At 58.2% G+C, this 25,094-nt stretch carries 25 protein-coding genes, 4 tRNA genes and 2 pseudogenes; 20 read left to right on the forward strand and 11 right to left on the reverse strand.

Going from position 1 to position 25,094, the window contains the following annotated elements; genetic code table 11:
• Positions 1-110 precede the first annotated feature (110 nt).
• The 8 genes from AACY42_RS15640 to AACY42_RS15675 all read left to right on the forward strand — a co-directional run bounded on the left by AACY42_RS15640 (position 111) and on the right by AACY42_RS15675 (position 6,383).
• Positions 111-1,136: an NAD(P)H-dependent glycerol-3-phosphate dehydrogenase gene (locus tag AACY42_RS15640; protein WP_339480652.1), complete on the forward strand. Its 1,026-nt coding sequence runs from the start codon at positions 111-113 to the stop codon at positions 1,134-1,136.
• A gap of 30 nt (positions 1,137-1,166) precedes the next feature.
• The gene (locus AACY42_RS15645) at positions 1,167-1,514 is read left to right on the forward strand and encodes a DUF4389 domain-containing protein (RefSeq protein WP_003204392.1); all 348 of its coding nucleotides are present in this window, start codon (positions 1,167-1,169) and stop codon (positions 1,512-1,514) included.
• The gene (sixA, locus tag AACY42_RS15650; RefSeq protein WP_339480655.1) at positions 1,511-1,954 is read left to right on the forward strand and encodes a phosphohistidine phosphatase SixA; all 444 of its coding nucleotides are present in this window, start codon (positions 1,511-1,513) and stop codon (positions 1,952-1,954) included. The genes AACY42_RS15645 and sixA overlap by 4 nt, the downstream gene beginning before the upstream one ends.
• A 97-nt stretch (positions 1,955-2,051) precedes the next feature.
• Positions 2,052-2,495, forward strand: coding sequence for a hotdog fold thioesterase (locus AACY42_RS15655; RefSeq protein WP_339480658.1), 444 nt, complete (start codon positions 2,052-2,054; stop codon positions 2,493-2,495).
• Positions 2,496-2,691: 196 nt separating this feature from the next.
• Positions 2,692-3,486: an alpha/beta fold hydrolase gene (locus AACY42_RS15660; protein WP_339480660.1), complete on the forward strand. Its 795-nt coding sequence runs from the start codon at positions 2,692-2,694 to the stop codon at positions 3,484-3,486.
• Positions 3,483-4,334 (forward strand): alpha/beta hydrolase, encoded by an 852-nt coding sequence (locus tag AACY42_RS15665; protein ID WP_339480661.1) that lies wholly within the window; start codon positions 3,483-3,485, stop codon positions 4,332-4,334. The genes AACY42_RS15660 and AACY42_RS15665 overlap by 4 nt, the downstream gene beginning before the upstream one ends.
• Positions 4,335-4,463: 129 nt before the next feature.
• Complete coding sequence (locus tag AACY42_RS15670) at positions 4,464-5,282, forward strand: DUF4892 domain-containing protein (protein WP_339480662.1); 819 nt, start codon at positions 4,464-4,466, stop codon at positions 5,280-5,282.
• A gap of 63 nt (positions 5,283-5,345) precedes the next feature.
• The gene (locus tag AACY42_RS15675; RefSeq protein ID WP_339480664.1) at positions 5,346-6,383 is read left to right on the forward strand and encodes an AI-2E family transporter; all 1,038 of its coding nucleotides are present in this window, start codon (positions 5,346-5,348) and stop codon (positions 6,381-6,383) included.
• A gap of 327 nt (positions 6,384-6,710) precedes the next feature.
• Here AACY42_RS15675 and AACY42_RS15680 read toward each other — a convergent pair.
• Positions 6,711-7,220 (reverse strand): annotated as a pseudogene (locus AACY42_RS15680) (sensor histidine kinase); the annotation flags it as partial.
• On the opposite strand from AACY42_RS15680, the gene AACY42_RS15685 reads away from it, so the two are divergent.
• The gene (locus AACY42_RS15685) at positions 7,182-7,328 is read left to right on the forward strand and encodes a hypothetical protein (protein ID WP_339480759.1); all 147 of its coding nucleotides are present in this window, start codon (positions 7,182-7,184) and stop codon (positions 7,326-7,328) included. The pseudogene AACY42_RS15680 and the gene AACY42_RS15685 overlap by 39 nt on opposite strands.
• A 309-nt stretch (positions 7,329-7,637) precedes the next feature.
• Entirely contained in the window at positions 7,638-8,336 is a 699-nt protein-coding gene (pyrF, locus tag AACY42_RS15690; RefSeq protein WP_339480666.1) for an orotidine-5'-phosphate decarboxylase, read from the forward strand.
• A 116-nt stretch (positions 8,337-8,452) separates the two neighbouring features.
• Here pyrF and AACY42_RS15695 read toward each other — a convergent pair whose 3' ends face one another.
• The gene (locus tag AACY42_RS15695) at positions 8,453-9,457 is read right to left on the reverse strand and encodes an NADP-dependent oxidoreductase (RefSeq protein ID WP_339480667.1); all 1,005 of its coding nucleotides are present in this window, start codon (positions 9,455-9,457) and stop codon (positions 8,453-8,455) included.
• 226 nt (positions 9,458-9,683) lie between these two features.
• Between AACY42_RS15695 and AACY42_RS15700 the strand changes: the two genes are divergently transcribed.
• From AACY42_RS15700 to AACY42_RS28650, 4 genes and pseudogenes are all read left to right on the forward strand, one after another.
• Positions 9,684-10,445, forward strand: coding sequence for an SDR family oxidoreductase (locus AACY42_RS15700; protein WP_339480668.1), 762 nt, complete (start codon positions 9,684-9,686; stop codon positions 10,443-10,445).
• A 205-nt stretch (positions 10,446-10,650) separates the two neighbouring features.
• Complete coding sequence (locus AACY42_RS15705; protein ID WP_339480669.1) at positions 10,651-12,039, forward strand: aminotransferase-like domain-containing protein; 1,389 nt, start codon at positions 10,651-10,653, stop codon at positions 12,037-12,039.
• 992 nt (positions 12,040-13,031) lie between these two features.
• Positions 13,032-13,256, forward strand: a pseudogene (locus AACY42_RS28645) (HAMP domain-containing protein); the annotation flags it as partial.
• On the forward strand, positions 13,254-14,117 hold the full coding sequence (locus tag AACY42_RS28650) for a methyl-accepting chemotaxis protein (protein WP_445261746.1): 864 nt from the start codon (positions 13,254-13,256) through the stop codon (positions 14,115-14,117). The pseudogene AACY42_RS28645 and the gene AACY42_RS28650, both read left to right, overlap by 3 nt.
• Positions 14,118-14,277: 160 nt before the next feature.
• Here AACY42_RS28650 and AACY42_RS15715 read toward each other — a convergent pair whose 3' ends face one another.
• Positions 14,278-15,036, reverse strand: a complete 759-nt coding sequence (locus AACY42_RS15715) for a hypothetical protein (protein WP_339480673.1) — start codon at positions 15,034-15,036, stop codon at positions 14,278-14,280.
• A gap of 370 nt (positions 15,037-15,406) precedes the next feature.
• Between AACY42_RS15715 and AACY42_RS15720 the strand changes: the two genes are divergently transcribed.
• From AACY42_RS15720 to AACY42_RS15740, 5 genes are all read left to right on the forward strand, one after another.
• Positions 15,407-15,482: transfer RNA gene (locus AACY42_RS15720), tRNA-Glu, on the forward strand.
• A 2-nt stretch (positions 15,483-15,484) separates the two neighbouring features.
• Positions 15,485-15,560, forward strand: a tRNA-Gly gene (locus tag AACY42_RS15725).
• A 104-nt stretch (positions 15,561-15,664) separates the two neighbouring features.
• A tRNA-Glu gene (locus AACY42_RS15730) sits at positions 15,665-15,740 on the forward strand.
• 3 nt (positions 15,741-15,743) lie between these two features.
• Positions 15,744-15,819: transfer RNA gene (locus tag AACY42_RS15735), tRNA-Gly, on the forward strand.
• Between the two features lie 269 nt (positions 15,820-16,088).
• Positions 16,089-16,721, forward strand: coding sequence for a LysE family translocator (locus AACY42_RS15740; protein WP_339480675.1), 633 nt, complete (start codon positions 16,089-16,091; stop codon positions 16,719-16,721).
• A gap of 18 nt (positions 16,722-16,739) precedes the next feature.
• Here the strand turns inward: AACY42_RS15740 and AACY42_RS15745 are convergent, their stop codons facing one another.
• From AACY42_RS15745 to AACY42_RS15760, 4 genes are all read right to left on the reverse strand, one after another.
• Positions 16,740-18,056 carry an aminotransferase-like domain-containing protein gene (locus AACY42_RS15745; protein WP_339480677.1) on the reverse strand — a complete coding sequence of 439 codons (1,317 nt, stop codon included), beginning with the start codon at positions 18,054-18,056 and terminating at the stop codon, positions 16,740-16,742.
• A gap of 61 nt (positions 18,057-18,117) precedes the next feature.
• Positions 18,118-19,263 (reverse strand): trans-sulfuration enzyme family protein, encoded by a 1,146-nt coding sequence (locus AACY42_RS15750; protein ID WP_339480678.1) that lies wholly within the window; start codon positions 19,261-19,263, stop codon positions 18,118-18,120.
• Positions 19,260-20,744 (reverse strand): AmmeMemoRadiSam system radical SAM enzyme, encoded by a 1,485-nt coding sequence (amrS, locus tag AACY42_RS15755; protein ID WP_339480679.1) that lies wholly within the window; start codon positions 20,742-20,744, stop codon positions 19,260-19,262. The genes AACY42_RS15750 and amrS overlap by 4 nt, the downstream gene beginning before the upstream one ends.
• A gap of 100 nt (positions 20,745-20,844) precedes the next feature.
• Entirely contained in the window at positions 20,845-21,231 is a 387-nt protein-coding gene (locus tag AACY42_RS15760; protein ID WP_339480682.1) for a hypothetical protein, read from the reverse strand.
• A 186-nt stretch (positions 21,232-21,417) separates the two neighbouring features.
• Here AACY42_RS15760 and AACY42_RS15765 point away from each other — a divergent pair, with 186 nt between their 5' ends.
• The gene (locus AACY42_RS15765) at positions 21,418-21,849 is read left to right on the forward strand and encodes an Lrp/AsnC family transcriptional regulator (protein WP_003204346.1); all 432 of its coding nucleotides are present in this window, start codon (positions 21,418-21,420) and stop codon (positions 21,847-21,849) included.
• 70 nt (positions 21,850-21,919) lie between these two features.
• Here AACY42_RS15765 and AACY42_RS15770 read toward each other — a convergent pair whose 3' ends face one another.
• The 4 genes from AACY42_RS15770 to AACY42_RS15785 are packed head-to-tail and all read right to left on the reverse strand — an operon-like array spanning position 21,920 to position 25,073.
• Positions 21,920-23,119, reverse strand: coding sequence for an MFS transporter (locus AACY42_RS15770; RefSeq protein ID WP_339480683.1), 1,200 nt, complete (start codon positions 23,117-23,119; stop codon positions 21,920-21,922).
• Positions 23,120-23,138: 19 nt separating this feature from the next.
• The gene (locus tag AACY42_RS15775; RefSeq protein WP_339480686.1) at positions 23,139-23,741 is read right to left on the reverse strand and encodes a DUF1349 domain-containing protein; all 603 of its coding nucleotides are present in this window, start codon (positions 23,739-23,741) and stop codon (positions 23,139-23,141) included.
• Positions 23,742-23,745: 4 nt separating this feature from the next.
• The gene (locus AACY42_RS15780; protein ID WP_339480688.1) at positions 23,746-24,399 is read right to left on the reverse strand and encodes an HAD family hydrolase; all 654 of its coding nucleotides are present in this window, start codon (positions 24,397-24,399) and stop codon (positions 23,746-23,748) included.
• Entirely contained in the window at positions 24,396-25,073 is a 678-nt protein-coding gene (locus AACY42_RS15785) for a dihydrofolate reductase family protein (protein WP_339480690.1), read from the reverse strand. Before AACY42_RS15785 ends, AACY42_RS15780 begins: the two co-directional genes overlap by 4 nt.
• Between the last annotated feature and the right edge of the window lie 21 nt (positions 25,074-25,094).

Below are 25,094 nucleotides of genomic sequence, written 5' to 3' on the forward strand. Positions count from 1 at the left end.
TGATGGTCAGCTTCCTACAGCAGGAGGTAATTGTTGCCGGGGCTGGTCGTGCTCTGGCCGCTCCGTATAATGCCCCGCATTGCCACTTGGTATGGATGAACGGATTGCATATGACTGAACAGCGCCCGATTGCGGTCCTGGGAGGCGGGAGTTTCGGCACCGCCGTGGCTAACCTGCTGGCCGAGAATGGTCACCCGGTGCGCCAGTGGATGCGTGACCCGGAGCAGGCCGAGGCCATCCGGGTCAACCGCGAGAACCCACGTTACCTCAAGGGCATCAAGATCCGCCCGGAAGTGGAACCGGTGACTGACTTGCAGGCAACTCTGGAGGGCAGCGACCTGTTCTTCGTCGCCTTGCCGTCCAGCGCCTTGCGTTCGGTGCTGGCGCCCTACGCAGAATGCCTCAGCGGCAAGCTGTTGGTGAGCCTGACCAAGGGCATCGAAGCCCAGACGTTCAAGCTGATGAGCGAGATTCTCGAAGAGATTGCGCCCAAGGCCCGGATCGGTGTGATCTCCGGGCCGAACCTGGCACGGGAGATCGCCGAGCACGCGCTGACCGCCACCGTGGTCGCCAGCGAAGACGAAGAACTCTGCCAGCGGGTCCAGGCGGCACTGCATGGCCGCACCTTTCGGGTCTACGCCAGTGCCGACCGTTTCGGTGTGGAGCTGGGCGGGGCGTTGAAGAACGTCTATGCCATCATCGCCGGCATGGCGGTGGCGCTGGGTATGGGCGAGAACACCAAGAGCATGCTGATCACCCGCGCACTGGCGGAAATGACCCGCTTTGCCGTCAGCCAGGGCGCCAATCCGATGACCTTCCTGGGGTTGGCCGGCGTGGGCGACCTGATCGTCACCTGTTCCTCACCCAAGAGCCGCAACTACCAGGTCGGTTTTGCCCTCGGCCAAGGCTTGAGCCTCGACGAGGCCGTGTCGCGTCTGGGTGAAGTGGCCGAAGGGGTCAATACTCTCAAGGTGCTCAAGGCCAAGTCCCAGGAGGCAGGGGTGTACATGCCGCTGGTCGCTGGGCTGCACGCAATCCTGTTCGAAGGGCGCACGCTTGAACAGGTGATCGAGCTGTTGATGCGTGGCGAACCGAAGACCGACGTCGATTTCATTTCCATCAGCGGTTTCAACTGAACCTTTATTGACCGCAAGCAGGAGCGAGCCATGAACGATCCGCAAGGGCAACCCCAATACGAATCCATCCTGCTGCGTGTGCTGTGGATGGTGATTTACCTGCTGGTCTGGCAGGTGGCGCAATTCATCCTCGGCGCCGTGGTGCTGGTGCAGTTGATCTATCGGCTGATTTACGGCGCACCCAGTGCCAGCCTGATGAATTTCGGCGATAGCCTGAGCCAGTTCCTGGCCCAGATTGGCCGTTTCGGCACCTTTCACAGCGATCAGAAACCCTGGCCGTTCGCTGATTGGCCGACCCCGCGCACGCCTGAAGGTGAAGCACCTCACACCGTGGCGCCGGCCCCGCATCCTGCTCGGGACGAGGAGCCGAAGCTATGAAATTGTGGGTGTTGCGTCATGGTGAGGCTGAGCCGTACGGCGCCCGTCCCGATCCGGAGCGCGCCCTGACGGCTCACGGTCGCGAGGAAGTGTTGCGCAGTGCCGCGCAGTTGATCGGCCAGCCCCTGACCGCCATTTACGCCAGTCCCTATCTGCGCGCCCAGCAGACCGCGCAACTGGTGCGCGAAGCGCTGGGTTTTCAGCCTGAGTTGATCACGGTGAACTGGCTCACACCAGACACCCGGCCACAAAAAATCCTGGAGCGCCTAGAGGATCAGGACAATGTGCTGTTGGTCAGCCATAACCCTTTGGTGGGCAGCCTGCTGGGCCTTCTGCAACACGGCCACCTGCAACACTCCGAGCACGTGCAAACCGCCGGCCTGGCCGAGCTGGAAGGCGATATGCCGCTGGCCGGGGCGATGAAGCTCAAGCGTCTGTAATACCTGATTCACCCCGGCGTCTGCCTCGCGGGCAAGCCTTGCTCCCACGGTGCTGTGCAGGGTTGAATGCAAAAAAAACCGAAAAGGAAGGGCTACGATGAGTCTGTGGCGCACCATCCCCAACATCGAACAACTGAACGCCGCCGGTAAAAACACCATCAGCGAAGTGCTGGACATTCGTTTCGAGTCTTTCGACGACGAATCCCTGACCGCCAGCATGGTGGTGGATCATCGCACTCACCAGCCGTTCGGCCTGCTGCATGGCGGTGCCTCGGTGGTACTGGCCGAAACGGTCGGGTCCATGGCGGCCTATCTCTGTGTCGATGCCAGCAAGTTCTATTGCGTGGGCTTGGAGATCAACGCCAACCATCTGCGCGGCGTGCGCAGCGGACGGGTAACCGCCACGGCCCGTATGGTCCACTTGGGTCGCACCACCCAGGTCTGGGACATCCGCCTGGTCAATGACGAGGGCAAGGTCAACTGCGTGTCGCGCCTGACCATGGCCGTGGTGCCGCTGGGCGAGCAACCGCCGGCGCGTTGAGGCGGGGTTAACCCCGGCCCCTGTGGCGAGGGGATTCTCTGTGGGAGCAAGGCTCCTCGCCACACGGGGCAGTGCTTACCGCTTGATCGCCCCATAGCCCAAGCCCGACTGTCATCATTCCTGTCAGTTACGGTCATTGCCGTGCCGTCGGGTTCTGCGGACAATCTGTCCCAGTTCCCCCAATGGATCGGCTGTCATGTCGCAACAGATTTTTTTCGCCCACGCCAACGGTTTTCCCTCGGCCACCTACGGCAAGCTGTTCGCCGCGCTGGCGCCGCAGTATCAGGTCGCGCATCTGGAGTTGCACGGTCATGACCCGCGTTTCCCGGTGGACGATAACTGGCACAACCTGGTGGACGAACTGATCCATCACCTGGAGCAGCAACCGGCGCCGGTGTGGGGCGTCGGTCACTCCTTGGGCGGCGTGCTGCACCTGCACGCGGCGTTGCGCTGCCCCGAGCTGTACCGTGGCGTGGTCATGCTCGATTCGCCGGTGCTGACCCGTACCGACCAGTGGGTGATCCTGGCCGCCAAGCGCCTGGGGTTCATCGACCGCTTGACGCCTGCGGGTCGGACCCTGGGACGGCGTGAGGAGTTCGCTGACCTGGCGTCGGCCCGGCAGTATTTTGCCGGCAAGACGCTGTTCCGCAGCTTTGACCCGGAATGCTTCGACGCCTACCTGCAACACGGCCTGCAACAAGTGGGCGACCGGCTGCGGCTGCGCTTCGACCCAGCCACCGAAATCAGCATTTACCGCGGCGTGCCGCACACCAGTCCCGGGCGTCCGCGCAAGCTCAAGGTGCCGCTGGCGGTGGTGCGTGGTCGGCAGAGCCGCGTGGTGATGCGTCATCACACCCGTTCGGTGGGGCGTATGCTCCATGGCGAATCCCTGAGCATGCCCGGCGGCCATATGTTCCCCCTCGAACGTCCGCAGGACACGGCCAACCTGCTCAAGAACCTGTTCCAGCGTTGGGAAGGGCGCAGCGCATGAGTGTGGTCGAGGAGGTCCGCCTGAGCCTGCCTCACATCGAACTGGCGGCCCACCTGTTCGGGCCTGAAGACGGGCTGCCGGTGATTGCCCTGCATGGTTGGTTGGACAACGCCAACAGCTTCGCCCGTCTGGCGCCCAAGCTCGAGGGCCTGCGAGTGATTGCCCTGGATATGGCCGGCCATGGTCACTCGGGGCATCGGCCGCCCGGTGCCGGTTATGCCCTCTGGGACTACGCCCTCGATGTGCTGCAAGTCGCCGAACAACTGGGCTTGAAGCGTTTTGCCCTGTTGGGACATTCCATGGGTGCCATTGTGTCGTTGGTGCTGGCGGGCTCCCTGCCGGAGCGGGTGACGCACCTGGGGTTGATCGATGGGGTGATTCCTCCGACGGCCAAAGGTGGTAACGCCGCCGAACGCATGGGCATGGCCCTGCAAGCCCAGTTGGATCTGCAGCAAAAACGCAAGCCGGTCTACAAAACCCTCGAACGGGCCATCGAAGCACGGATGAAGGGGCTGGTGGCGGTCAGTCGCGAGGCCGCAGAGTTGCTGGCCCAGCGCGGCCTGATGCCGGTGCCCGGGGGTTATACCTGGCGCACCGACAACCGCCTGACCTTGCCATCGCCTTTGCGCCTGACCGATGCACAGGCCATGGCGTTCGTGGCGCGGGTCGGTTGTCCGGCGCATCTGGTGGTGGCGGCCGACGGCATGCTTGCCCAACACCCAGAGTTGCTGGAGCGTCTACCCTTCAGTCATGAGCAGTTACCCGGCGGCCATCATCTACACCTGAACGACGAGATCGGTGCCGCGCTTGTAGCAGACTGTTTCAATCGGTTCTTCACCGCTCCTTGACTTGCGGCGGGCAACTGTCGAGGCTGGGCGGGTTGAAAGGGAGACAACCATGACAGACCTCCGTTTACCAGTTCCGCGGTGCATCGACGATGCCCGTGGCATCCAAATGTCCCAGGCCAAGCCTATCCGATGAAATTATTCGTTCGCTCACTCGTCCTGCTGGTGCTGGCCTGCTTCAGCCCGGCGTCGTTCGCCGTCGATGTGCCGGGCAGTCGCGACCTGGAGCGTGTGCCGCGCATGCCCGATGCGCAGATTGTCGATTACCGGCAAACCCGCGACCTGGAACGCGTCTACCCCATGGGCTCGATCCGCAAGATCAGCGGCCAGCTGCGCTTCGACGGCCAGGTCGATGCCCGTGGAAACGTCACCGCTGTCACCTACGAACTTCCGCCGGAACATTCCGCCACCCAGGCTTTTACCGCGGCTCGCGAAGCGCTGCAGAAACAGGGCGCCGAGTTGTTGTTCTGGTGCCAGGCCCGAGATTGCGGCGAAAGCAGCCTGTGGGCCAACGAAGTCTTCGGCAACGCCAAGCTCTATGGTGCCGACAAGGGCCAGGCTTTCTTGTTGCTGCGCCTGGCGCCTCCGGCGGACAACACCGTGATTGCGCTGTATGCCATCACCCGTGGCAATCGCAAGGCCTACCTGCATGTCGAGCAGTTCGAGGCGAACGCAGCGCTGGGAGACTTGCTGCCGACATCGGCCACGCTGCTGCGCCAGCTCAAGGACACTGGGGTCCTGGACTTGCCACGTCTTGCCGGTGAACCAGGCGACACCTGGGTACGTCTATTGTCACGGGCGCTGAACCTGGACACGGGCTTGCGGGTCAGTATCGCCGGCCCCCAGGCCGAGGATTGGCTTGCGGCGCTGGCGGGCCAGGGCGTCCGGGCGGCACGCATGGAGGCCGCCCGCGAAGAGGCGGTGGGGCTGCACCTGGAGTTGCTGCGCTAAGCTGTTTCGGGGCAGCGGGTTTCACGCCGTTGCCTCGCTCCTGTTCATTTTTCGAGACCTTACATGCTCAATAACGATCGGCTGTTGGTGCAGATCCTGCTCCTGGTGTTGTTCGGCGCGAGCTTCTGGGTCATGGCGCCGTTCTGGTCGGCTATGTTCTGGGGCGCGGTGCTGGCTTTCGCCAGTTGGCCGCTGATGCGCCTGCTGACCCGCTGGGTCAATGGTCGCGAATCCCTGGCGGCAGCGTTGCTGACGATGGGCTGGATGCTGCTGGTGGCGGTGCCTCTGGTGTGGCTGGGGTTCAATCTGGCCGACCATGTACGCGATGCCACGGCGTTCATCAAGGATGTACAGGTCGACGGCTTGCCCGAAGCGCCCGACTGGCTGGCCGGCGTGCCGCTGGTGGGCGGGCGACTGGTCGGCATCTGGAACAGCATCGACCAGCAGGGTGCGGCAATGATGGTGTCCATCAAGCCGTACCTGGGGCAAGTCGGCAACTGGCTGTTGGCGCGCAGTGCGCAGATTGGCGGCGGCATTCTCGAGCTGACCCTGAGTATCGTGTTCGTGTTCTTCTTCTATCGTGACGGCCCGCGCCTGGCGGTGTTCGTCCACGGGTTGCTGGAGCGTCTGATCGGCGACCGCGCCGGTTACTACATCGAACTGGTGGCCGGTACGGTGCAACGGGTGGTCAACGGCGTGATTGGCACCGCGGCGGCCCAGGCCGTACTGGCACTGATCGGCTTCCTGATCGCCGGGGTGCCTGGGGCGCTGGTACTGGGTATCGTCACGTTCCTGTTGAGCCTGATCCCCATGGGGCCACCCCTGGTGTGGATTCCCGCCACGGCGTGGCTGGTGTGGAAGGGTGAGTACGGGATGGCGGTGTTCCTCGGCATCTGGGGTACGTTCATCATCAGCGGCGTGGACAACGTGCTCAAGCCCTACCTGATCAGCCGCGGCGGAAACCTGCCCTTGGTCATCGTGCTGCTGGGGGTGTTCGGCGGGTTGATCGCCTTCGGTTTCATCGGCCTGTTCATCGGCCCGACCCTGCTGGCGGTGGCGTATAGCCTGTTGACGGACTGGAGCAAGAGCCAGGCTCGATAGTTTGCATGCCGCGCTGCTGCGCAGCAGCGGTGTAACAGCCATGTAGGAACGTTGTAGGAGCGTTGTAGGAGCTGTCGAGTACAACGAGGCTGCGATCTTTCCCCTAACACTTAAATCTCAAGCAAAAGATCAAAAGATCAAAAGATCGTAGCCTTCGGCAGCTCCTACAGGTGCAGCCCCGGTGAGTCAGGTCGCCAAAGTTGTCGCTCAGGCTAACCAGGATGCCGTCGTCGCTTTTTGCGACAGTGCGCAGCTCAACTCTTCCTGATTGACCGGACCGTCGCTGTCACTGTTGAGTTTGCTCGCGATAGCGGCCTGTCAGGCACATCAAGCTGGGCTGATACACCGCCATCGCGAGCAAGCTCGCACACAGGGGGACACTAGAGACAACCCACCCCCTGGTGTTTCTTCCAGGGTCAATTGCCCGCCCAGGCGCTCGGTCGCTTCCCGGGCGATGGTCATCCCCAGGCCGACGCCGCCGGAGTTCCGGTTGCGCGAGCCTTCCAGGCGAAAGAACGGCTCGAACACCGCCTCGCGTTTGTCCGCCGAAATACCGGGGCCGTGGTCGATGACTCGAATCATCACCTGCTTATGCAGCGCTTCACTGGTGCGCTGTTCGTGCAAGTAGGTGAGGGTGGCATCGATCATGTCGTCCAGGTCCTGGTGCATCTGGCCTTGCAGCTTGATGTCATCGATCTGCTCCAGGCCCAGCTTGAGCCGCGAAAGCGGCGTGCGCAGGTCATGGGACACCGCGCCGAGCATGCGCGAACGCTACTGCACCTGCTCGCGAATCCGCTTTTGCATCACGTCGAACTGCTCGGCCTGCATTGCCTGGCGCATGGCCGCACCGTCGGTCACGGCGCTGGCCCGTATGCTGAAGCGGGCCAGGTAATTGATCAGCAGTTGCGGGTGCTCCAGCGCTTGTCATCGCTGGGCACTTTTTGAACGTCAGAATTTGCAACAGGGGTGTTCTGCATGGATGCATGCATCTGCCAGGTAGGCTGCCAAACGCAAAGAAGGCGGCGAGGTTGGGCCCTCAGCACAGGCGTCGTGCCGCGAGGGGACGGGGTGCGGTGGCGGACGGTAGCGTGTCGATGTGTTGTACGCATGTCATGAGTGTATCGGCTTCGACACAAAGGTCGGTATCGTCCATGCTGCGAGGGGGGGCGATGAGATTTACCGATCATCGGGTCCCGCACGGGCGCTCGTTCCGCTACAATGCGCGCCGATTTCGACTTGCCTGAGAGCCCGCTCATGTCCGCCTGCCAGACGCCCATTATCGTCGCCCTGGATTTCCCCTCCCGTGACGCCGCCCTGAAGCTGGCCGACCAGTTGGACCCCAAGCTTTGCCGGGTCAAAGTCGGCAAGGAACTGTTCACCAGTTGTGCTTCGGAAATTGTCGGGACCCTGCGCGACAAGGGTTTCGAGGTATTCCTGGACCTGAAATTCCACGATATCCCCAACACCACCGCCATGGCCGTCAAGGCGGCAGCGGAGATGGGGGTGTGGATGGTCAACGTGCATTGCTCCGGTGGCCTGCGCATGATGGCAGCCTGCCGTGACGTGCTGGATCAGCGCAGCGGCCCGAAACCGTTGCTGATCGGCGTGACCGTGCTGACCAGCATGGAGCGCGAAGACCTGGCCGGGATCGGCCTGGACGTCGAGCCCCAGGTGCAGGTGCTGCGGTTGGCGGCGCTGGCGCAGAAGGCCGGCCTGGACGGTCTGGTCTGTTCGGCCCTGGAGGCCAGCGCCCTGAAAGGGGCTCACCCGTCGTTGCAACTGGTGACCCCGGGGATTCGTCCGGCGGGCAGCGCCCAAGACGATCAGCGTCGCATCCTGACCCCGCGCCAGGCGCTGGACGCCGGTTCCGATTACCTGGTGATCGGCCGTCCGATCAGCCAGGCCGCCGATCCGGCCAAGGCGCTGGCGGCGGTCGTGGCGGAACTGGCCTGAGCTGACACCGAAGATCCTAAATGTGTGCGAGCTTGCTCGCGATAGCGGTATGTCAGTCAATATCAATGTTGACTGGCAGGGCCCCATCGCGAGCAATCTCCCACAGTTGATGTGTGTCAGACCTTGAGCACGAGTTTCCCGAAGTTCTCCCCACTGAACAATTTGGTCAGCGTCTCGGGGAATGTCTCCAGACCTTCGACAATGTCTTCCTTGCTCTTGAGCTGCCCCTTGGCCATCCAGCCGGCCATTTCCTGTCCGGCGGCGGCGAACTGCGCGGCGTAGTCCATGACCACGAAACCTTCCATGCGCGCCCGGTTGACCAGCAGCGACAGGTAGTTGGCGGGGCCCTTCACTGCCTCCTTGTTGTTGTACTGGCTGATGGCACCGCAAATCACCACGCGGGCCTTGAGGTTCAAGCGGCTGAGCACGGCATCCAGGATGTCGCCCCCGACGTTATCGAAATACACATCCACGCCTTTGGGGCATTCGCGCTTGAGACCGGCGTGGACGTCTTCGTTCTTGTAGTCGATGGCGCCGTCGAAACCCAGTTCATCGATCAGGAACTTGCATTTGTCGGCCCCGCCGGCGATGCCCACCACGCGACAGCCTTTGATCTTGGCGATCTGCCCGGCGATGCTGCCCACCGCACCGGCGGCCCCTGAGAGCACCACGGTCTCGCCAGCCTTGGGCGCGCCGACCTCCAGCAGGGCGAAATAGGCGGTCATGCCTGTCATGCCCAGTGCGGACAAATAACGTGGCAGCGGTGCCAGTTTCGGATCGACCTTGTAGAAACCTCTTGGCTCGCCGAGGAAATAATCCTGCACGCCCAGCGCACCGTTTACGTAGTCCCCGACCGCGAACCCCGGGTTGTTCGAGGCAATTACCTGGCCGACACCCAATGCTCGCATCACTTCGCCGATGCCGACCGGCGGGATATAGGACTTGCCCTCGTTCATCCAGCCGCGCATGGCCGGGTCCAGGGACAGGTATTCGTTTTTTACCAGGATCTGGCCGGCTGCCGGCTCGCCCACCGGTACTTGCTGATAAGTGAAAGTCTCGCGGGTCGCGGCCCCTACCGGGCGTTTGGCGAGCAGGAACTGGCGATTGGTCTGGGCAGTCATGGTTGGCACTCAAGATGAATGAAACCTTGTTGATAGACCTTCGCAGCGCTTGCCGCAAGGTTTGCTGACATAGCGAATGCAGTTCGATCCAACACAGTGATAGTTCGCCCTGGGGCCTTATCACTGGTGCCCATAAATGCTCAAACGGCAATTAGATAGTGCTGCCGCGCCCTCGGGACCTGTGGCTAGACTGGCGTCATCTCCCGCATTCTTCGAGGAACTGACAATGAGTATGACGTTTTCCGGACAGGTCGCCGTGGTAACCGGCGCCGCCGCAGGCATTGGTCGGGCCACTGCCCAGGCGTTCGCGGCAGAGGGCCTGAAAGTGGTGGTGGCCGATCTGGATGTGGCGGACGGCGAGGGCACGGTGCAGTCGATTCGTGATTCAGGCGGCGAAGCGGTGTTCGTGCGCTGCAATGTGACGCTGGAAAACGATGTGCAGCACCTGATGGACGAGGTGATCAAGACTTACGGTCGCCTTGACTACGCTTTCAACAATGCAGGGATCGAGATCGAGAAGGGCAAGCTGGCCGACGGTACCCTCGATGAGTTCGACGCGATCATGGGGGTCAATGTGAAGGGCGTCTGGCTGTGCATGAAGTACCAGTTGCCATTACTGCTGGCCCAGGGCGGCGGGGCGATCGTCAATACGGCCTCGGTGGCTGGCCTGGGCGCGGCGCCGAAGATGAGCATTTACGCGGCGTCCAAGCATGCGGTGATCGGCCTGACCAAGTCGGCCGCCATCGAATACGCCAAGAAGAAAATCCGCGTGAATGCAGTCTGTCCGGCGGTGATCGACACCGATATGTTCCGTCGTGCCTATGAGGCAGACCCGAAAAAAGGCGAGTTCGCCAATGCCATGCACCCGGTGGGGCGTATTGGCAAAGTCGAGGAAATCGCCAGCGCCGTGCTGTATTTGTGCAGCGACGGCGCGGCCTTCACCACGGGGCATTCCCTGGCGGTAGACGGCGGCGTCACGGCGTTCTGAGGACGTGACCCTCAGCTTGTAGGAAAAAGCCCGCATTGGTTGCGGGCTTTTTCGTGTGTGGTCGAAAAATCCTCGGAACGGCCCCTGAATGTGTTTCAAAGGGTGAGAATCGGCGGTTTTGACGGCGTTGTCGTACATCGTCCCGTAGCGGCCTGTGCTTAACTGTTTCCGGAAATAAAACAAACGCTTAGGAGCTTGGTTACTCATGGAGTTGAGAATCGACCGACAGGCCCTGGTGCCTGTCGTGCAGCAAATCGTCGACGCGCTGACCGGCTGGATCCGACAGGATGCGGTGCAACCGGGGACTCGGCTGCCATCCGTCCGCCAACTGGCGCGGGAGAATCTGCTCAGCCAGTCCAGCGTCAATGAAGCGTGTCAGCGCCTGGTCGCCCAAGGCCTGTTGTCGTCCCGCCATGGTTCCAGCTTTTTTGTCGCAGCAACCCCTTCGTCCGGGCCCGCGCCCACCGATCAGAATCGACAGCAAGACACGCCCCCCGACGGGGGCGACGGCCTTCAATGGGAATTGAAGCTGGGATGCGGCGGGCTGCCCGAGAGCTGGCGTGAAAGCGACGATCTGGGCTATGCGATCCGTCAGGTCACTCGCACCGACATGGCCGGATTGTTCAACTACAGCACGTCGTTGGGGCTGCCCGCCCTGCGGGAGCAGCTGTCCAGGCGCCTGAAACAATTCAATATCGAGGCCAGTAAAGACCTGATCCTGACCACCACCGGGGCAACCCATGGGTTGGACCTGATCGTACGGACACTGTTGCCGCCGGGTTCCTGCGTGGTCGTGGAGAGCCCCGGCTATTCAAGCCTGTTCGACCTGCTCAGGTTGCACAACATCGACATGATCGAACTGCCCAGGACCCCGCGTGGCCCGGACGTCGATGCGCTGCAAGAGCTGCTGGCGATGCACCGGCCCATTGCGTTGTTCGTCAACAGCGCCTGCCATAACCCGACCGGCAACAGCCTGGCTCCGGTCGTCGCTCAACGGCTGCTGCAATTGACGAAGGAACACGCTGTACTGGTGATCGAAGACGATGCCTATGGCGATTTCCAGAGCTCGGCACGGACTCGTCTGGCGGCGCTGGACCCCGATGTGGTCTACGTGGGCAGTTTCTCGAAAACCCTGAGCAGTTCGTTGCGCGTCGGTTTCGTGGTGGCCGGGCCCTCTATCATCGCGCGCCTGAGCGAGGTCAAGGGCATTACCAGCATGGGTGGATCGCGGTTCTGTGAGTCGGTCCTTGCCTGCCTCCTGGCCAATGGCGCCTATCGCAAGCTGGTCCAGCGCCAGCGCCAGCGCCTGGGTGCCGATATGTTGGCGTTGTTGCAGGTAATGGAGGATGCCGACTGGGAGGTCTTTGGCAAACCGGCCGGCGGGCTTTTCATCTGGGCAAGACCGCCGATCAGTGACTACGCTGGAATACAACGTCTAGCCAGGCGTTTCGGCGTACTGCTGTCCTCGCGCAACGCATTCAGTCCTTCGGGCGCCGACAGTGACTGGTTACGGATCAATGTGGCGTATGCCCGTGACCCCAGGGCGCTGGCGTTCTTCCAGGCCGCGGCTCTGGATCGACCTCTAGTGTCCTGAAAGCGACGCGGCTGTAGCTTTTTGCCATTATTCCGACGCCAGCATCTTGTGTTGCAGGGTGTCTCGTTGCGAATCTGCAATCAACACACACTGGCAGAGGACTGAGCGCAATGATTTCGACGGTGCAGGGACGTTTTGCCAACCTGGGTATGGCAAAAAAACTGGGTATCGGATTTGTCCTGGTGCTGTTGCTGACCGCCGTGGTCGCGGCCATTGGTGTCTGGTCCCTGCAGACCATCAGCTATCGCTTCGATGGCCTGAAACAGATGTCCGCCCTCAACAGCGGTTTGCTCAAGGTTCGGTTGCTGGAGCAGGAATACGCTTCGCGCTCCGACCCCAAGACGGCCGATGCCCTGCGCCAGGGTGTCGATGGGCTGTTGGCCCAGGCGAACGAACTCAAGGTGCAGTCGGCTGCCAACGTGCCGGTGATGGACGACGTGGAGCAGGCGCTGGCGGCGTATCGCAAGGCGTTCGACGAATTTGTCGGGTTGAGCCAGAGCAAGGATCTGTCGCTGGAAATGGCCAGTTGGTCGGTGTCCAGCGTCGCCAATAACCTGGATGTGTTGCAGGCCGGGCTGGCGGATGACGGCGCCTATACCTTGAAAGACTCCGAAGGCAAGGAGGGGGCCGAGTTCATCGAGCAGGCCAACCAGGTCAGCGAAGTATCACGCTTGATGTTGCAGGCCATGAACGAAGCGCGGGTCCGCCTGGATCAGAGTCGCAAAGGCAATGTTGAGGGCGCCGGAGAAGGTAACATCGAACAGGCTGAGCAGGCGATGAAACAGGCCGAGGTGCTCAAAACCACGGTCAAGGACCCGGGTTACCAGACCGTGTTGAATGAAGTGGCCGGGCATATCGCCGGGTTCAATGAACAGTTGGCCGAATACACCGGCCTGCTGGCGCAGGAAAAACTCGTCTATCAGCAACTGCACGAGCGGGCCGATCAAGTGGTAGCGCGGGTTGACCAGGCCTTCAGTGCCGAAGACCATGCCATGCAGACTGAACTGAAGAAAAACTCGCTGCTGATCATCGGTTCGTCGGCCTTGGCATTGCTGGTGGGATTGATCGCGGCGTGGGTCATAACCCGCTTGATCGTGACGCCGCTGCGCAGTGTCATTCGCGTGGCGCAGCAGATTGCGGCGGGTGACTTGAGCGCCACGGTCGAAGTGACGCGCCGTGACGAAATTGGTCAGTTGATGCAGGCGATGCAACAGATGGGCGCGGGGCTGAGCAGTATCGTCAGTGGCTTGCAGGCCGGTATCGAGCAATTGGCCAATTCGGCCCAATCGCTGTCGGCCGTGACTGAACAGACCAACCTGGAAGTCAGCAGCCAGAAAGAGGAAACCGAGCAGGTCGCCACGGCGATGAACCAGATGACGGCGACCGTGCATGATGTGGCACGCAACGCCGAAGAAGCCGCGCAAGCGGCCCAGACTGCTGACGACAAGGTCGAAAGTGGTCAGCAGGTGGTGCGTCAGAGCATGGTGCGCATCGAGCAGTTGGCCGATTCGGCCACGTCGGCCAGTTCCAGCATCGAAAGCCTCAGCGCCGAGATCCAGAACATCGGCACGGTGCTGAGTGTGATCAAGAGTGTGGCCGAGCAAACCAACCTGTTGGCGCTCAATGCCGCTATTGAGGCAGCCCGGGCTGGGGATCAAGGCCGGGGCTTTGCGGTCGTGGCCGATGAGGTGCGGGCGCTGGCCAGGCGCACGCAACAGTCCACCGAGGAAATCGAGCGACTGGTGAGCGCCTTGCGTTCAGCAGCCCAGGCTTCCGTGCAGCAGATTCAAAGCAGTGGCGAGTTGGTGAAGATGGCGGTCAGCGATGCACTGCAGACCGAAAGCGCCTTGGGCAGTATTGCGGCGGCGGTGTCGCTGATTCAGCAGATGAACCAACAGATCGCGGCGGCGGCCGAGCAGCAGAGTTCGGTGGCCGAAGAGATCAATCGCAGTGTCACCAGCATTCGCGCCAGCGCCGATCAATCCTCCCTGGCGATGCGCGGCAATGCCGCCTCCAGCATCGAGCTGGCGCAGCTGGGGGGTGAGCTGAAAGGGATGGTGGGGCATTTCAGGTTGTGACAAAAGCGACTGAAGCCTTTATTGGCGAAACGGCGCACCACCCCGCTGGGCTGTAGGAACTGACGAGTGCAACGAGGCTGCGATCTTTGGAGTCGAAATCAAAAGATCGCAGCCTTCGGCAGCGCCTACAGGGCACAGCCCAGCAGCCGACAATGAATCCTCAGTCGTAGACCTTCTTCTTCTTCCAGTCGTCGTTGACTTCGGCATCCTTCAGCCCTTCGGTCAACTGGTTGACCTCGCCTTCGACCGGTTGGGTGCTCGCCAGGACCTGGGCATTGGCGCGGGCCAGGAGTTTCTCCAGGTACGCCAGTTGTTCGGCGTAGACCTGCGGTTCCTGTTGCTTGCGCAGGTACTGCACGCCGCGCTCGAAGGCCAGGCGGGCCGGCCCGGGCTGTTCTTGCTGCAGGGCTTGCTGACCGAGGTTGTTGAAGAACTCGATGTGCAGCAGCACCAGGATATGTCGCACTTCGCGAATCCAGCGCTTGGCTTCGTTAGACGGCAGGAAGCCGTCCTGGGCGGCGCGGGTGATCTGGCCATGCAAGGCCTCGAGCAGAAAACGTACGTCCTTGGCCTTGGCTTCGGTCTGGATCGGTGCCGGTGGGTTGTTCACCGGGATCGATTCACCCTGGGCGGCCAGTGCGTTTAGTTCGTCCAGGCGTGCCTTGACCGCGGAATTGGTTTTATCCAGGTTCAGCAAGCGCTGGCAGGCGTTCATCTCAAGGCGCGTCATCAACAACTTCAGGGCAGGGGTCATCAACTGCCCGGGGAAGGTTTCGGTGAGCTCGCCACAGCGACGCATGCGGTCGTTGAGTTCGACCTTGGTGCGGGCCTTTTCCAGCTTGTTGTTTTCCACCACGTGGTTCATGTAGCCAATGGCGATCAACAGGGCGATCCCGGCTACGACGAGCAGGGTGATCATGAGTGGTGTCACCGGTAAGACCTCTTTATTATGGTACGCATGTCATGAGTGTAGTGGCTTGGCTTTTAAGCGCATAGGCCCGAGCGAGGCGATTAGACGGGCGTCGTGCTGTTTATAGGAAGCATAACCGGCTAGGTGCACATTGCCATCATTTGCCGGGTGCGACTATAGCGTCTCGGCGGATGACAGAATATAGGCGTCAGAGAGCGGGCGGGCAAAATCTGCGGATCGCCTCAAACCGGGCGAAGTCATTGATTTAAATAAATTTATATCTGGGGGTTGACGACCCATCAATCCATCCATAGAATGCGCGCCACTTACAGCGTAAAGCACTCAGCCAAACGCTGTAAGCAGTGAATGTTGTATGTGTGTCCCCTTCGTCTAGTGGCCTAGGACACCGCCCTTTCACGGCGGTAACAGGGGTTCGAGTCCCCTAGGGGACGCCAATGCGGGAATAGCTCAGTTGGTAGAGCACGACCTTGCCAAGGTCGGGGTCGCGAGTTCGAGTCTCGTTTCCCGCTCCAATTTTAAACAGCGTTGCTCTCGGGCAGGGCTGAGTGAAACCAGAACCAAGTCTTCGGAGGCGGATCTGGGCACTGGAACACACACCATGTGTTCCGGGCAGCGTGTCCCCTTCGTCTAGTGGCCTAGGACACCGCCCTTTCACGGCGGTAACAGGGGTTCGAGTCCCCTAGGGGACGCCATTTGCGGGAATAGCTCAGTTGGTAGAGCACGACCTTGCCAAGGTCGGGGTCGCGAGTTCGAGTCTCGTTTCCCGCTCCAAATTCAAAAAAACGCCGCTCATTTGAGCGGCGTTTTTTTATGCGTATAAAACCACTTCAATGCTCAAGGTTGTGAATCCGGCGTTCACGGGCTTTTAACGAGCGATTTGCGTTGTCTGAGGGAGCTGGCGACGATTTTCCTTAATATTGAAGGAAGGGTGAGCGTACTTCCTGCAAAACTTAAGGGAGAACGCCGAGGAAGATTAATAGTTCATTCCTAAAAAAATGCACTTCTCCTAATCTCGCAGTACCCCTTCTGGAGATGCATTTATGCTGATTTTCGTTAAATCGCTGGTCATCGGGCTGTGCATTGCAGCTCCTGTAGGACCTATTGGGCTGCTGTGCATACAAAGAAGTCTGATGCTCGGATGGAGGGCCGGTTTCGCGACGGGATTGGGCGCGGCCACAGCCGATTCGATCTATGGATTCATCGGTGCCCTGGGTGTCACGGCCATCATTGCGACGCTCATCAGCTTCAAACCCTGGTTGTGTATCTTTGGCGGGCTGTTCCTCGCCTACATTGGCTATCAGACAATACGATCGAAGGGGGGCGCAACGGCCATGGCGGGTGAGCGGGCCAATATGTTCAAAGCCTACTCCACGACGCTGTTCCTGACCCTGTCGAACCCCATGACCATCTTGTCGTTTATCGCGATATTTGCTGCGTTGAGTGATGGCATGGCCAGCGACCAAGGCGGCCAGTACGCCTTGCTGCCGATGGTGACCGGTATCTTCCTGGGCTCGGCTGCCTGGTGGCTGGGGTTGAGTGGGTTCTCCTCCATTTTCAAGGCGAGGATTGCCGAATCAAAGCTAAGGCTGATCAACTATTTTTCGGGGGCAACCATCACCATCCTGGGGGCCTACCAAGTCGCCACTGGCGTCATGCTGGCCACGGCAACCTGATGGGAAGTCATACAAGGCTTATCCGTCGCTTAGCGGTGCATAAGCCTTGGCATCTGCGCTGCGATGCCGGCAGGTTTTTTGGTGCAGCCTGAACTCGACGTACGCCCTGAAACAACCTATCGCCTGGGTGATTTCTGAGGCGGTTGCGTTGCTGAACGACAGCCTGACCTGGGTGGCCGCCTCATTCATCAGCGAAAACAAGGTGGTGGGAAATACAATCACCTTGAACAGCCTGGCGCATTCGCGCATTTCAGAATATCCAAAGACGAAAGGCAGCTGCACATTGATGAAGAAGCCGCCTGCCGGATGATTCCAGCTGACCGCTCTTTGAGCGCCGACCTTGAGTGGAAATTCGCGCTCAAGGCATTCAAGCATGTGATTTCTTTTCTTCGTGTAAGACAACACCCTGGATTGGTTCAGCGCTTTCAACGAGTAGTCGTGCTCGATCAGCAAGCCTGCGACAACCGCTTGGCACACGGCGGGGGTGTTCACCGTGATCAAGCTTTTGGCCTTGCACAATCGGCCGCTGAACGACATGACCCCAGTGCCCTCTGGGGCGACCACATAGCCCATGCGCAAGCCCGGGAAAATCGATTTGGCAAAGGAGCCCAGCAAGAACACCCGACGGCTGTCGATGGACTTCATGGACGCAATGGCATCGCCTTCGTACCTGAAGTAACGGTACGCCGTGTCTTCGAGGATGAAAAAATTCTTTTCATCGGCCAGAGCGAGCATGGCTCTCCTGTCGTCATAGGAAAGGTTGTCAGCGGTAGGATTGCTGAAGTCCGGAACCGCATAGAGTGCCTTGATTCTTTCACCTCTGGATTCCAGTGCTTCAATGAGCCTGCGCAGGGCGATCGGATCAAGAAAGACCGTCATAGGCACAGGGACTATTTTTATACCCAGCAGTTTTGCGATCCCCGTGATCCCGGAAAACACCGGGTCAGGTACCAATAAAACCCCACCGCCTTCAAAAATGGACAGGAGCGTCAAGGTGCAGGCTTCTTGAAAGCCCATGCACACCACAATGCTTTCAGGGGTGGAAACGTTGATCGCTTCATCCACCTGCAAATAGGTGGCGATTATTTCATTGATGATTCCAGAGGTTTTTCCATATTGGCAAAGCAGCGTCGTCAGTGACTGTTCGGTGCCGGCAAGGTGATGTTTGTATTGGGCCAGGCCCCTGTCGATGAGCGAAGGGTCGCACTGCTCATCATCGGGTCGACCGGAGGCCAGTGAAATGGCCTCCGGGTGTTCTTGGGCAATGGCGTTTAGTAGGTGGATGACGTTCAGGGTGGGGTCGTCGAATATCGTGTTTTCGAATGCGCTGGACACTTCGCTTCTCCATAAAAAAGCAACGAGCCTCAGAAGGCCCGTTGCTCATGATCAACACCCGCTACGCAGGATCGAGTGAGCGTTCTTGATCGGCCTTGCTCTGCGTGGCTTCGAATGCTTGCAGCAGGTCCTCCTTGAGGTCTTCCAGGTCCTCCAGGCCAAAGCACAATCGAACCAGGCCCTTCTCGATGCCCATGTCCGCTTTTTCCTGGTCCGTCATTGAGGCATGGCTGCCACTGAAGGGTTGGGCAACCATTGACGTCACGCAGGCCATTCCAGTGCCCGTGCCAAACCATTTGAGCGCGCTGGTAAACGTTCTGTAGAAGGGCACCAGGTCGGGCCGAATATCAACAAACACAATGCCGCCATAACCGGTCAGCTGTTTGTCATCGACGCGTGGGTAATAGACATGCTCAATAAAAGGCAGCTCGCGCAGATAGTTGAGCATGCTGGATGTCGTCTGGCTGTGTTTTTCCATGCGCAGGTTGAATGTTTGCATGCTTCTGCGAAGTAGCCAGGCGCTATTGGGGGTTAATATCGTGCCTGAATAGAAGCGGCCCTCAAGGAGACGGTTATAAATTTTCTCGTTGTTGACCAGAACCAAGCCGCCCATGACATCGCTATGTCCAGAGAAGTATTTGGTTGCGCTGTATAGGGAGATGTCGGCGCCAAAATTCAACGGCTTCTGGAATATCGGCGTGGCCCAGGTATTGTCAACGACCACCAGCGCCTGCGGATTGATTTGCTTGACGGCCCTGCTGACCGCATGAATATCAATGTCTTTCAGGAACGGGTTGGTCGGCGTTTCGAAAATGACCATGTCGACGTTCGCCGGCAAACTCTTCAACCCGTCTGCCGTGGTGAGATCCAGAATCGTCAGGTGTGCGCCGATGCGGGCCGCATACCGCTGGAACAGTTTATAAGAGCAGCCATAGATGTATTTGTTGACGACCAGCGAAGCCCCCGGTTTCAACAGTTCCAACACCATGTAGATGGCGCTCATCCCGGTGCTGTAGGCCAGGGCGTATTCGCTGCCCTCCAGGGATGCGACGACCTGCTCCAATTCAGTCACATTGGGATTGGCCTTCCTTGAATAGAAGAAGGCTGAGTCCGCGCTGAAAGCACTGCACTGATAAATTGGCGTTACCGAAGGGTGCGCGTCCCGGTCATCGACCTTGATATGAAGTATTTCAGTAGACACTTTCATGCTTGACTGACCAGTTTGATGACCTGTTCATACATGTTCTGCCTGCCCTCATAACCAATGGTAGGGGTGATGTCATTTTGCGAGATACCAATCTCTTCAATCGACTCCGTCGGGAAGTGAGCCCTGTCGAATACTTCATGAAGGTTGGAGTTCACGCCGTTGGGAAGCCAGACCTCAGGACCGGTTTCATCGATGCGTGCCTTGGCAATAATGAATCGATAGCTTTCATGCGGCCGCAGTGTCAGTGATTTCCAATCGCTGTTGTGCCCGTCCGTATAATTGCGTCGCAGGTAGACAGTTTGTTCGAAGTCCTCGGTATTCAGCACTTGGGCGTGCAGCGACACGATGTCCCCGTGCCACTCGAACTTACGCTTCTCGTAAGCGCTCTGGGCGTCCTCGCGCAACTCGACAGGGGCGTACGCCTGGTGTTCGCCCAGTAATTTGAAATGCGCATCGTGCCCGCATTGAGAGCAGCAACCCTTGCTGTCCAGTCCGATGATTTCAGCGTTCAAACCGTAGCGGGTGACGAGCAGGGCGTTACAGTTGTTGCAACTGGTATTGGTCCCCTCGACGTCATTCACGTTGCCCAGGTAGACATGCTCAACGCCCATGCTCCGAGCAACGTCCCGAGCCTTCAGCAGCCTATCCACAGGGGTGCGGGTGCTGTTGCTCATTTTATAATCGGGGTGGAACCTGACGAAGTGCAGCGGCACATTCGGGCCCAGTTCATCCAAGACCCACTGGCTGATTTTTCTGGCTGTTTCCTCGTCGTCGCTGATGTCGGTCACCATCAAGGTGCTGACCTCAACATATTTGCCGGCGTCATAGACTTTCTTGATACCGGCCAGGACGGGCTCCACCCAGCCTGTCGTGACCTTGCGGTAATACTCTGGGGAAATGGATTTCAGCGAAATCGAAAAGATGTCGATGACCGGCAATAGTTCATCAATGGCTTCTTCACTGATGAAGAACGCCGATTTATACAGGTTGATCAGGCCCGCTTCCTTGGCCAGCTTCGCCGTGTCGAGGATGAATTCATGCCAGACAACCGGATCATTGTACGTCCAGGAAATGACGCGTATTCCGTGCTTGAGTGCGGTCTCCACAACTTGCTCAGGGGTGTAGTAGTAAACGTCTTTATCGGTGACATATTTGGCTTGCGAGGTCTTCCAGTTGTGACAATAGCCGCAATTGAGCATACAACCGATATTGCCCAGGGACAGGATCCGCTCTCCAGGAGCAAAGTGGAAAACCGCTTCGGTTTCGATCGTTTCTTCTGTGCTGTGAACGCCTTTGCCGTAGTTCAATGTAACGAGTCTACCCCCGCGGTTTCCGCGCACTTTGCAAAAGCCTACCTTGCCCTCTTGTATGACACAGTTTCGCGGGGAGAGATGACACTTGACGGCGCCCCCGGGGAGTCTTTCCTCCAGTTTTGCCGGGCTGCTTTCCAAGGTCCAGTTTTTATTTTTTGTAGTGTCCATCTACCACTCCTCATCACAGAAGTTACTATCAACATCATCGGTTAAAAAACTCGAGGCGAAACAATCCCGTCGCCATGCATGGCTGCTATCTTTATGGGTATTAGTAAGCGGATGAAGCGCGAGTCAAACCATCGTTCTTGAGTGAAAAGCGCTTGGCTTTCATGGTCGTTGTAATGAAAGGACTTATCGGCGGGTATTTTTTGTTCCAGAGCATCCACCCTGCCAGGAAGAAGAGGGGCGCGATAACCGAACAAGTGCCCATGCCGAACATAAATATTTTATCGGTCGAGATGATCAGAACGTCTAATGGGTCGGTACCCAGTTGACTGATTATGATGCACTTGGCGCCCAGCGAAAAGAAACTGACGCCGCTCAGGTACATCAGGGCCGGGTCCTTCTGGAAGTGGCGAAGATTTAGGACTTTCGTGCCAATAGGCTGAGCGAATGAGTATGACTTTTTTCCACACTTTGTCTTCTCATCTTCCATGCGAATACCATCCCTGGAGAGAACATTTTATTATGAGTGGGTCACGCTAAAGAGCAGCTATTGATTGCCATCAGGTTTTCAGGCTGGAAATAGACTAGCGCGCTGCTTTATTTTGGTGCATGCTTTTTTTAATGAAAAACGCGGGCTTTTCATTAAAATTTATACTTTTAACCAGGGGAAACGCACATGGATCGTATAGACGTCAAAATCCTGGGTAAGGTACAGGACTGTGGTCGCATTTCCATCACAGAGCTTTCCAAGCACGCGGGTCTTTCTATTCCTGCCACCAATGACAGGTTACGCAAACTTGAAGACTCAGGGGTCATCAAGGGCTATTGCGCTCAGTTAGATCCAACCAAACTGGGGTACGGCATATCCGCAGTCGTCGGCATCACCACCCTCAAGCCGGCGAAATCCAAATTAATAGCGACGCTCACCGACATACCTGAAGTCGTTGAGTGCCTGCACATCACGGGGAACGACTCCTACCTGATCAGGATCTATGCCAGGTCCATGGCTGAGATCGAGGACATTATTGCGAAAATCAATGCGTACGGTGAGACGCGTACCAGCATTGTTCTGTCCATACCTATCGAGAGAAGAAAGCTCGCCCCGTGAGTCTGGGCTGCCTGTGCAGCGGGGCCGGGGTGGCCGATTCACATGGTCTCCCCGGCCACTGGCGTCCCGTCTAAATCCGGGGAATATCTGCACGCGTCTGGGGATTTGGCCTACGAGACATCCATACGAGTAACAGCATCATGGTTGCCGGGCAGAGAGTGACCGCCAGTAAACCGATGTGCAAATCCGAGTGCGCTGAAATCATCCCTACTAGCCATGGGATCAAACTGCACCCAGCATTCCCGGAGGCGGTCAGTACAGAAAACATCGTTGCGCCACCTTGGGGGTACGCATCAGCAGTAATGGCGAGCATCGTTGGCCATAGGCAACTGCCTGAGAACCCTGCGGCGATGGCGGCGGTTAACGCCATTGCAGGACTAGGTGCAAAGCTGATCAGGAAAAACAGGACGACGGTAACGGCGCAGCATCCCAGCATCAGTGAGATGGTGGGTACCCGCTCTTGCAGCATGGCGGCGGCAATGCGCCCGAGTGCCATGCCAACGGAAAAGCCGGCGAGTGCAAAGCCCCCCACTTCTTTTGAATAACCCAATCCTTGCTCAGCAAAGGCGGGTAGCCATTGGGACAGTCCCACTTCTGTGGCCCCACCTAGAAAGATAGCAATCATGCAGGCGATGAAATATGGCTGCTTGATAAGTGTGGGCATGGACTCACGTTGCTCATGCGCCTGTACCAGGGGCGGCAGCGTTAATCGTATGAACAACAGGAAGGTGGCCAGCGGGGCAATCATCAAGCCCAAGGCAACCAAGCGCCAGGATATATCCCATTTCAACGCGATGCTTGCGATCAGCACAGCACTGACCGCCCCGATGCAGAAGTACGAATGCAACCAGTTCATGGCGGCGCTTCGGCGTTCGGGCTGCAGGGCGGCGACAATGGGGCTGAGGATCATATCCAGCACACCTGCACCAAACCCCATGATGGCAACAGCGAACAGCAGGAAGGTGTACGACGGTGCGAAAGCCACGAGGCCCAAGCCTGATAAAGTGGTCATCAGTCCAAGGAGGATAATCAGCTTGGCGTTGCCCCTGTCTGCCAATGGTCCGGTGATCAAAATGGCTATTATAAAACTGAGGAACATGACAGCCGGGATTCGGCCAAGTTGTTCCGTCGTCAGCCCTGAAGAGGGGCCAAAAGCATCACTGAAGGTGGTCAGGTATACCGGTAGAAAGTTGAGTGCCATAGCCAAACACATCATGGCTGCATAGCAAGCGTAAAGCGCTTGGCGGTTGGGGGAGGGCGAAGACAACATGATGTAGGAACTCTTGAGATTAGAAGCGAGGAGCGCCGTGCTCTTTCCAGCAACATTCAGTCCATTCAAACTGTGAGAAGTGTGCGGCAAAAGAAGAATCGCCCGGGCTGCTGGCAAAAAAACCGAATTGAACAGACTCGTCTGCATGAAACATGTGAAACATGCGCATCATGCTGAAGTCCGTCCCGTCAATGGAGTTTTCAAGGAGGAAGTCGCAACCTCTTCGGCTCAGTCGATAGTACATGGTCTGCGTAGTACGATCGAAATTAACCATGGACCAGTCCGAATAGCCACTGTTTGTTACGACGGAAAATAGTTGTTGGAAACCGTTGTTCTGATATTCGATGCCGCTTTTCATCCAGTTGTTTTCATTCTGGTAGATGAACAAACCGCATTGGTCGAAGTGGGTGTGTGAGGCAAAAGCTACCTTGGCCTTAAATGTCCAATATTGTTCGTCGCTTGCAACAACAACGGCGGGTGCATTGTTGTACTCCAGGCCGTAATAAGTGCCTCGCCAAAAGTCGGTGTCGGGCGTGGTATGAATGATGATTTCGCGATCACTAATGGAAGATCGCTCTGTCGCATTAATCCAGGTCCAGTCTGAAGTATTCAGCGTTTTCATGTTTTTATTGCTCGGAAAGCCAGTGGGTTATTTCGCTGTGCTGGTGAACACAAAAATTCGCCGCGCTAAGGTCCTGCTGTCCTGAGTTGGGGTTAAGCAAGCCAATACAAAACATTGTTGCGGCTTTCGCCGCCGCCACACCATGGGCTGAATCTTCAATCACCACACAGGCCGAGGGGAGGGTACCCAAGCGCTTAGCGGCCATGAGAAATATCTCGGGGTCTGGTTTGCTATGTTTAATGTCATCGCCGCAAACAATTTCATTAAAAAAAATGTGCAGCCCCGCCTTGCGCAAAATGATCTCAACGAGTCCTCTAGGCGAAGACGACGCCACTGCGCAGGGGATACCTGCTTTATTCAAGGCGCCGAGAAGTTGCGTCACGCCTGGCATAGGGGGCAGGGGCTCTGAGTTCAATGCAGCCAACAACTGCTGGTGATGCTCTGCCATAAGCCAATCCAGAGACTGGGCAAGCCCATATTCAGTTTTGATGGCGCTCCACATATAATGCTGGGTGGTTCCTACAAAGCGCGACAGTGCGGCGTCATTAAGCATCACGCCGTAGCGCGCATAGGAGTTCTTCTCCTGCTCCATATAAAGCGGCTCGCTGTCAACCAGAACGCCGTCCATATCGAAGATGAACCCTTGAATGGCAGTCATCCGTGTGCCCGTTGCTGTTTTGGGTCGCGTTTGAAATGCAAAAAATTATAGTGCGAACGTGCTTCGAACTCATGCAGTTTGAACGATTTCGTCATTTCGATATCCCGGAATCCCTCGCCGTCTATTAGGGTGGTGGTGGCTGCGCCGCCAATAATGATAGGTAGTTGCATGAGCATGATTTCGTCGACGAGATCGAGATTGAATACTTGCCAATTCAGCTGGCCGCCGCCCTCGACCATGATGTGATTTATTCCGCGAGCCTCGAGCATCGGGAAAAGCTGTTTGAAGTCGACTCGTGCGGTTCCTGCAAAAAGCACCTCTTTGCCATGCGCGCGGATTTGTTCGACCATCTCGTGGTCACGCGCCTGTTCTGTCGTCGCGATGATCGTGTGCCCGGGAGAGCTTAGGATTTTCGCAGAGGCCGGAAAGTTCAGCGATGTCGTAGGGATAATACGAACAGGGTTACGCCCCGTCTCATACCGATTGGTCAATTGAGGATCGTCTGTGACAATCGTATGACGCCCGACCATGATGGCATCTACTTCACCGCGAAATTTATGGATAAAGCGCATGTCTTCATCGTCGAAGTGTTGAAAGAGCGGTTTGCTGGATGCTTCATTGCCAAGCGTCAGTTTGCCGTCAATGGAAATTTGACTAAATACAGTAACTTTCATAAAGGGGTTCACTTGGAATAG

Source organism: Pseudomonas sp. RL_5y_Pfl2_73 (assembly GCF_963970515.1).
In the GTDB taxonomy this organism is placed as follows: Bacteria; Pseudomonadota; Gammaproteobacteria; order Pseudomonadales; family Pseudomonadaceae; genus Aquipseudomonas.

Coding starts and splice junctions, on each gene's coding strand:
- AACY42_RS15640 (WP_339480652.1), top strand. CDS start 111: ATGACTGAACAGCGCCCGATTGCGGTCCTGGGAGGCGGGAGTTTCGGC.
- AACY42_RS15645 (WP_003204392.1), top strand. CDS start 1,167: ATGAACGATCCGCAAGGGCAACCCCAATACGAATCCATCCTGCTGCGT.
- sixA (WP_339480655.1), top strand. CDS start 1,511: ATGAAATTGTGGGTGTTGCGTCATGGTGAGGCTGAGCCGTACGGCGCC.
- AACY42_RS15655 (WP_339480658.1), top strand. CDS start 2,052: ATGAGTCTGTGGCGCACCATCCCCAACATCGAACAACTGAACGCCGCC.
- AACY42_RS15660 (WP_339480660.1), top strand. CDS start 2,692: ATGTCGCAACAGATTTTTTTCGCCCACGCCAACGGTTTTCCCTCGGCC.
- AACY42_RS15665 (WP_339480661.1), top strand. CDS start 3,483: ATGAGTGTGGTCGAGGAGGTCCGCCTGAGCCTGCCTCACATCGAACTG.
- AACY42_RS15670 (WP_339480662.1), top strand. CDS start 4,464: ATGAAATTATTCGTTCGCTCACTCGTCCTGCTGGTGCTGGCCTGCTTC.
- AACY42_RS15675 (WP_339480664.1), top strand. CDS start 5,346: ATGCTCAATAACGATCGGCTGTTGGTGCAGATCCTGCTCCTGGTGTTG.
- pyrF (WP_339480666.1), top strand. CDS start 7,638: ATGTCCGCCTGCCAGACGCCCATTATCGTCGCCCTGGATTTCCCCTCC.
- AACY42_RS15695 (WP_339480667.1), bottom strand. CDS start 9,457: ATGACTGCCCAGACCAATCGCCAGTTCCTGCTCGCCAAACGCCCGGTA.
- AACY42_RS15700 (WP_339480668.1), top strand. CDS start 9,684: ATGAGTATGACGTTTTCCGGACAGGTCGCCGTGGTAACCGGCGCCGCC.
- AACY42_RS15705 (WP_339480669.1), top strand. CDS start 10,651: ATGGAGTTGAGAATCGACCGACAGGCCCTGGTGCCTGTCGTGCAGCAA.
- AACY42_RS28650 (WP_445261746.1), top strand. CDS start 13,254: ATGGGCGCGGGGCTGAGCAGTATCGTCAGTGGCTTGCAGGCCGGTATC.
- AACY42_RS15715 (WP_339480673.1), bottom strand. CDS start 15,036: ATGATCACCCTGCTCGTCGTAGCCGGGATCGCCCTGTTGATCGCCATT.
- AACY42_RS15740 (WP_339480675.1), top strand. CDS start 16,089: ATGCTGATTTTCGTTAAATCGCTGGTCATCGGGCTGTGCATTGCAGCT.
- AACY42_RS15750 (WP_339480678.1), bottom strand. CDS start 19,263: ATGAAAGTGTCTACTGAAATACTTCATATCAAGGTCGATGACCGGGAC.
- amrS (WP_339480679.1), bottom strand. CDS start 20,744: ATGGACACTACAAAAAATAAAAACTGGACCTTGGAAAGCAGCCCGGCA.
- AACY42_RS15760 (WP_339480682.1), bottom strand. CDS start 21,231: ATGGAAGATGAGAAGACAAAGTGTGGAAAAAAGTCATACTCATTCGCT.
- AACY42_RS15765 (WP_003204346.1), top strand. CDS start 21,418: ATGGATCGTATAGACGTCAAAATCCTGGGTAAGGTACAGGACTGTGGT.
- AACY42_RS15770 (WP_339480683.1), bottom strand. CDS start 23,119: ATGTTGTCTTCGCCCTCCCCCAACCGCCAAGCGCTTTACGCTTGCTAT.
- AACY42_RS15775 (WP_339480686.1), bottom strand. CDS start 23,741: ATGAAAACGCTGAATACTTCAGACTGGACCTGGATTAATGCGACAGAG.
- AACY42_RS15780 (WP_339480688.1), bottom strand. CDS start 24,399: ATGACTGCCATTCAAGGGTTCATCTTCGATATGGACGGCGTTCTGGTT.
- AACY42_RS15785 (WP_339480690.1), bottom strand. CDS start 25,073: ATGAAAGTTACTGTATTTAGTCAAATTTCCATTGACGGCAAACTGACG.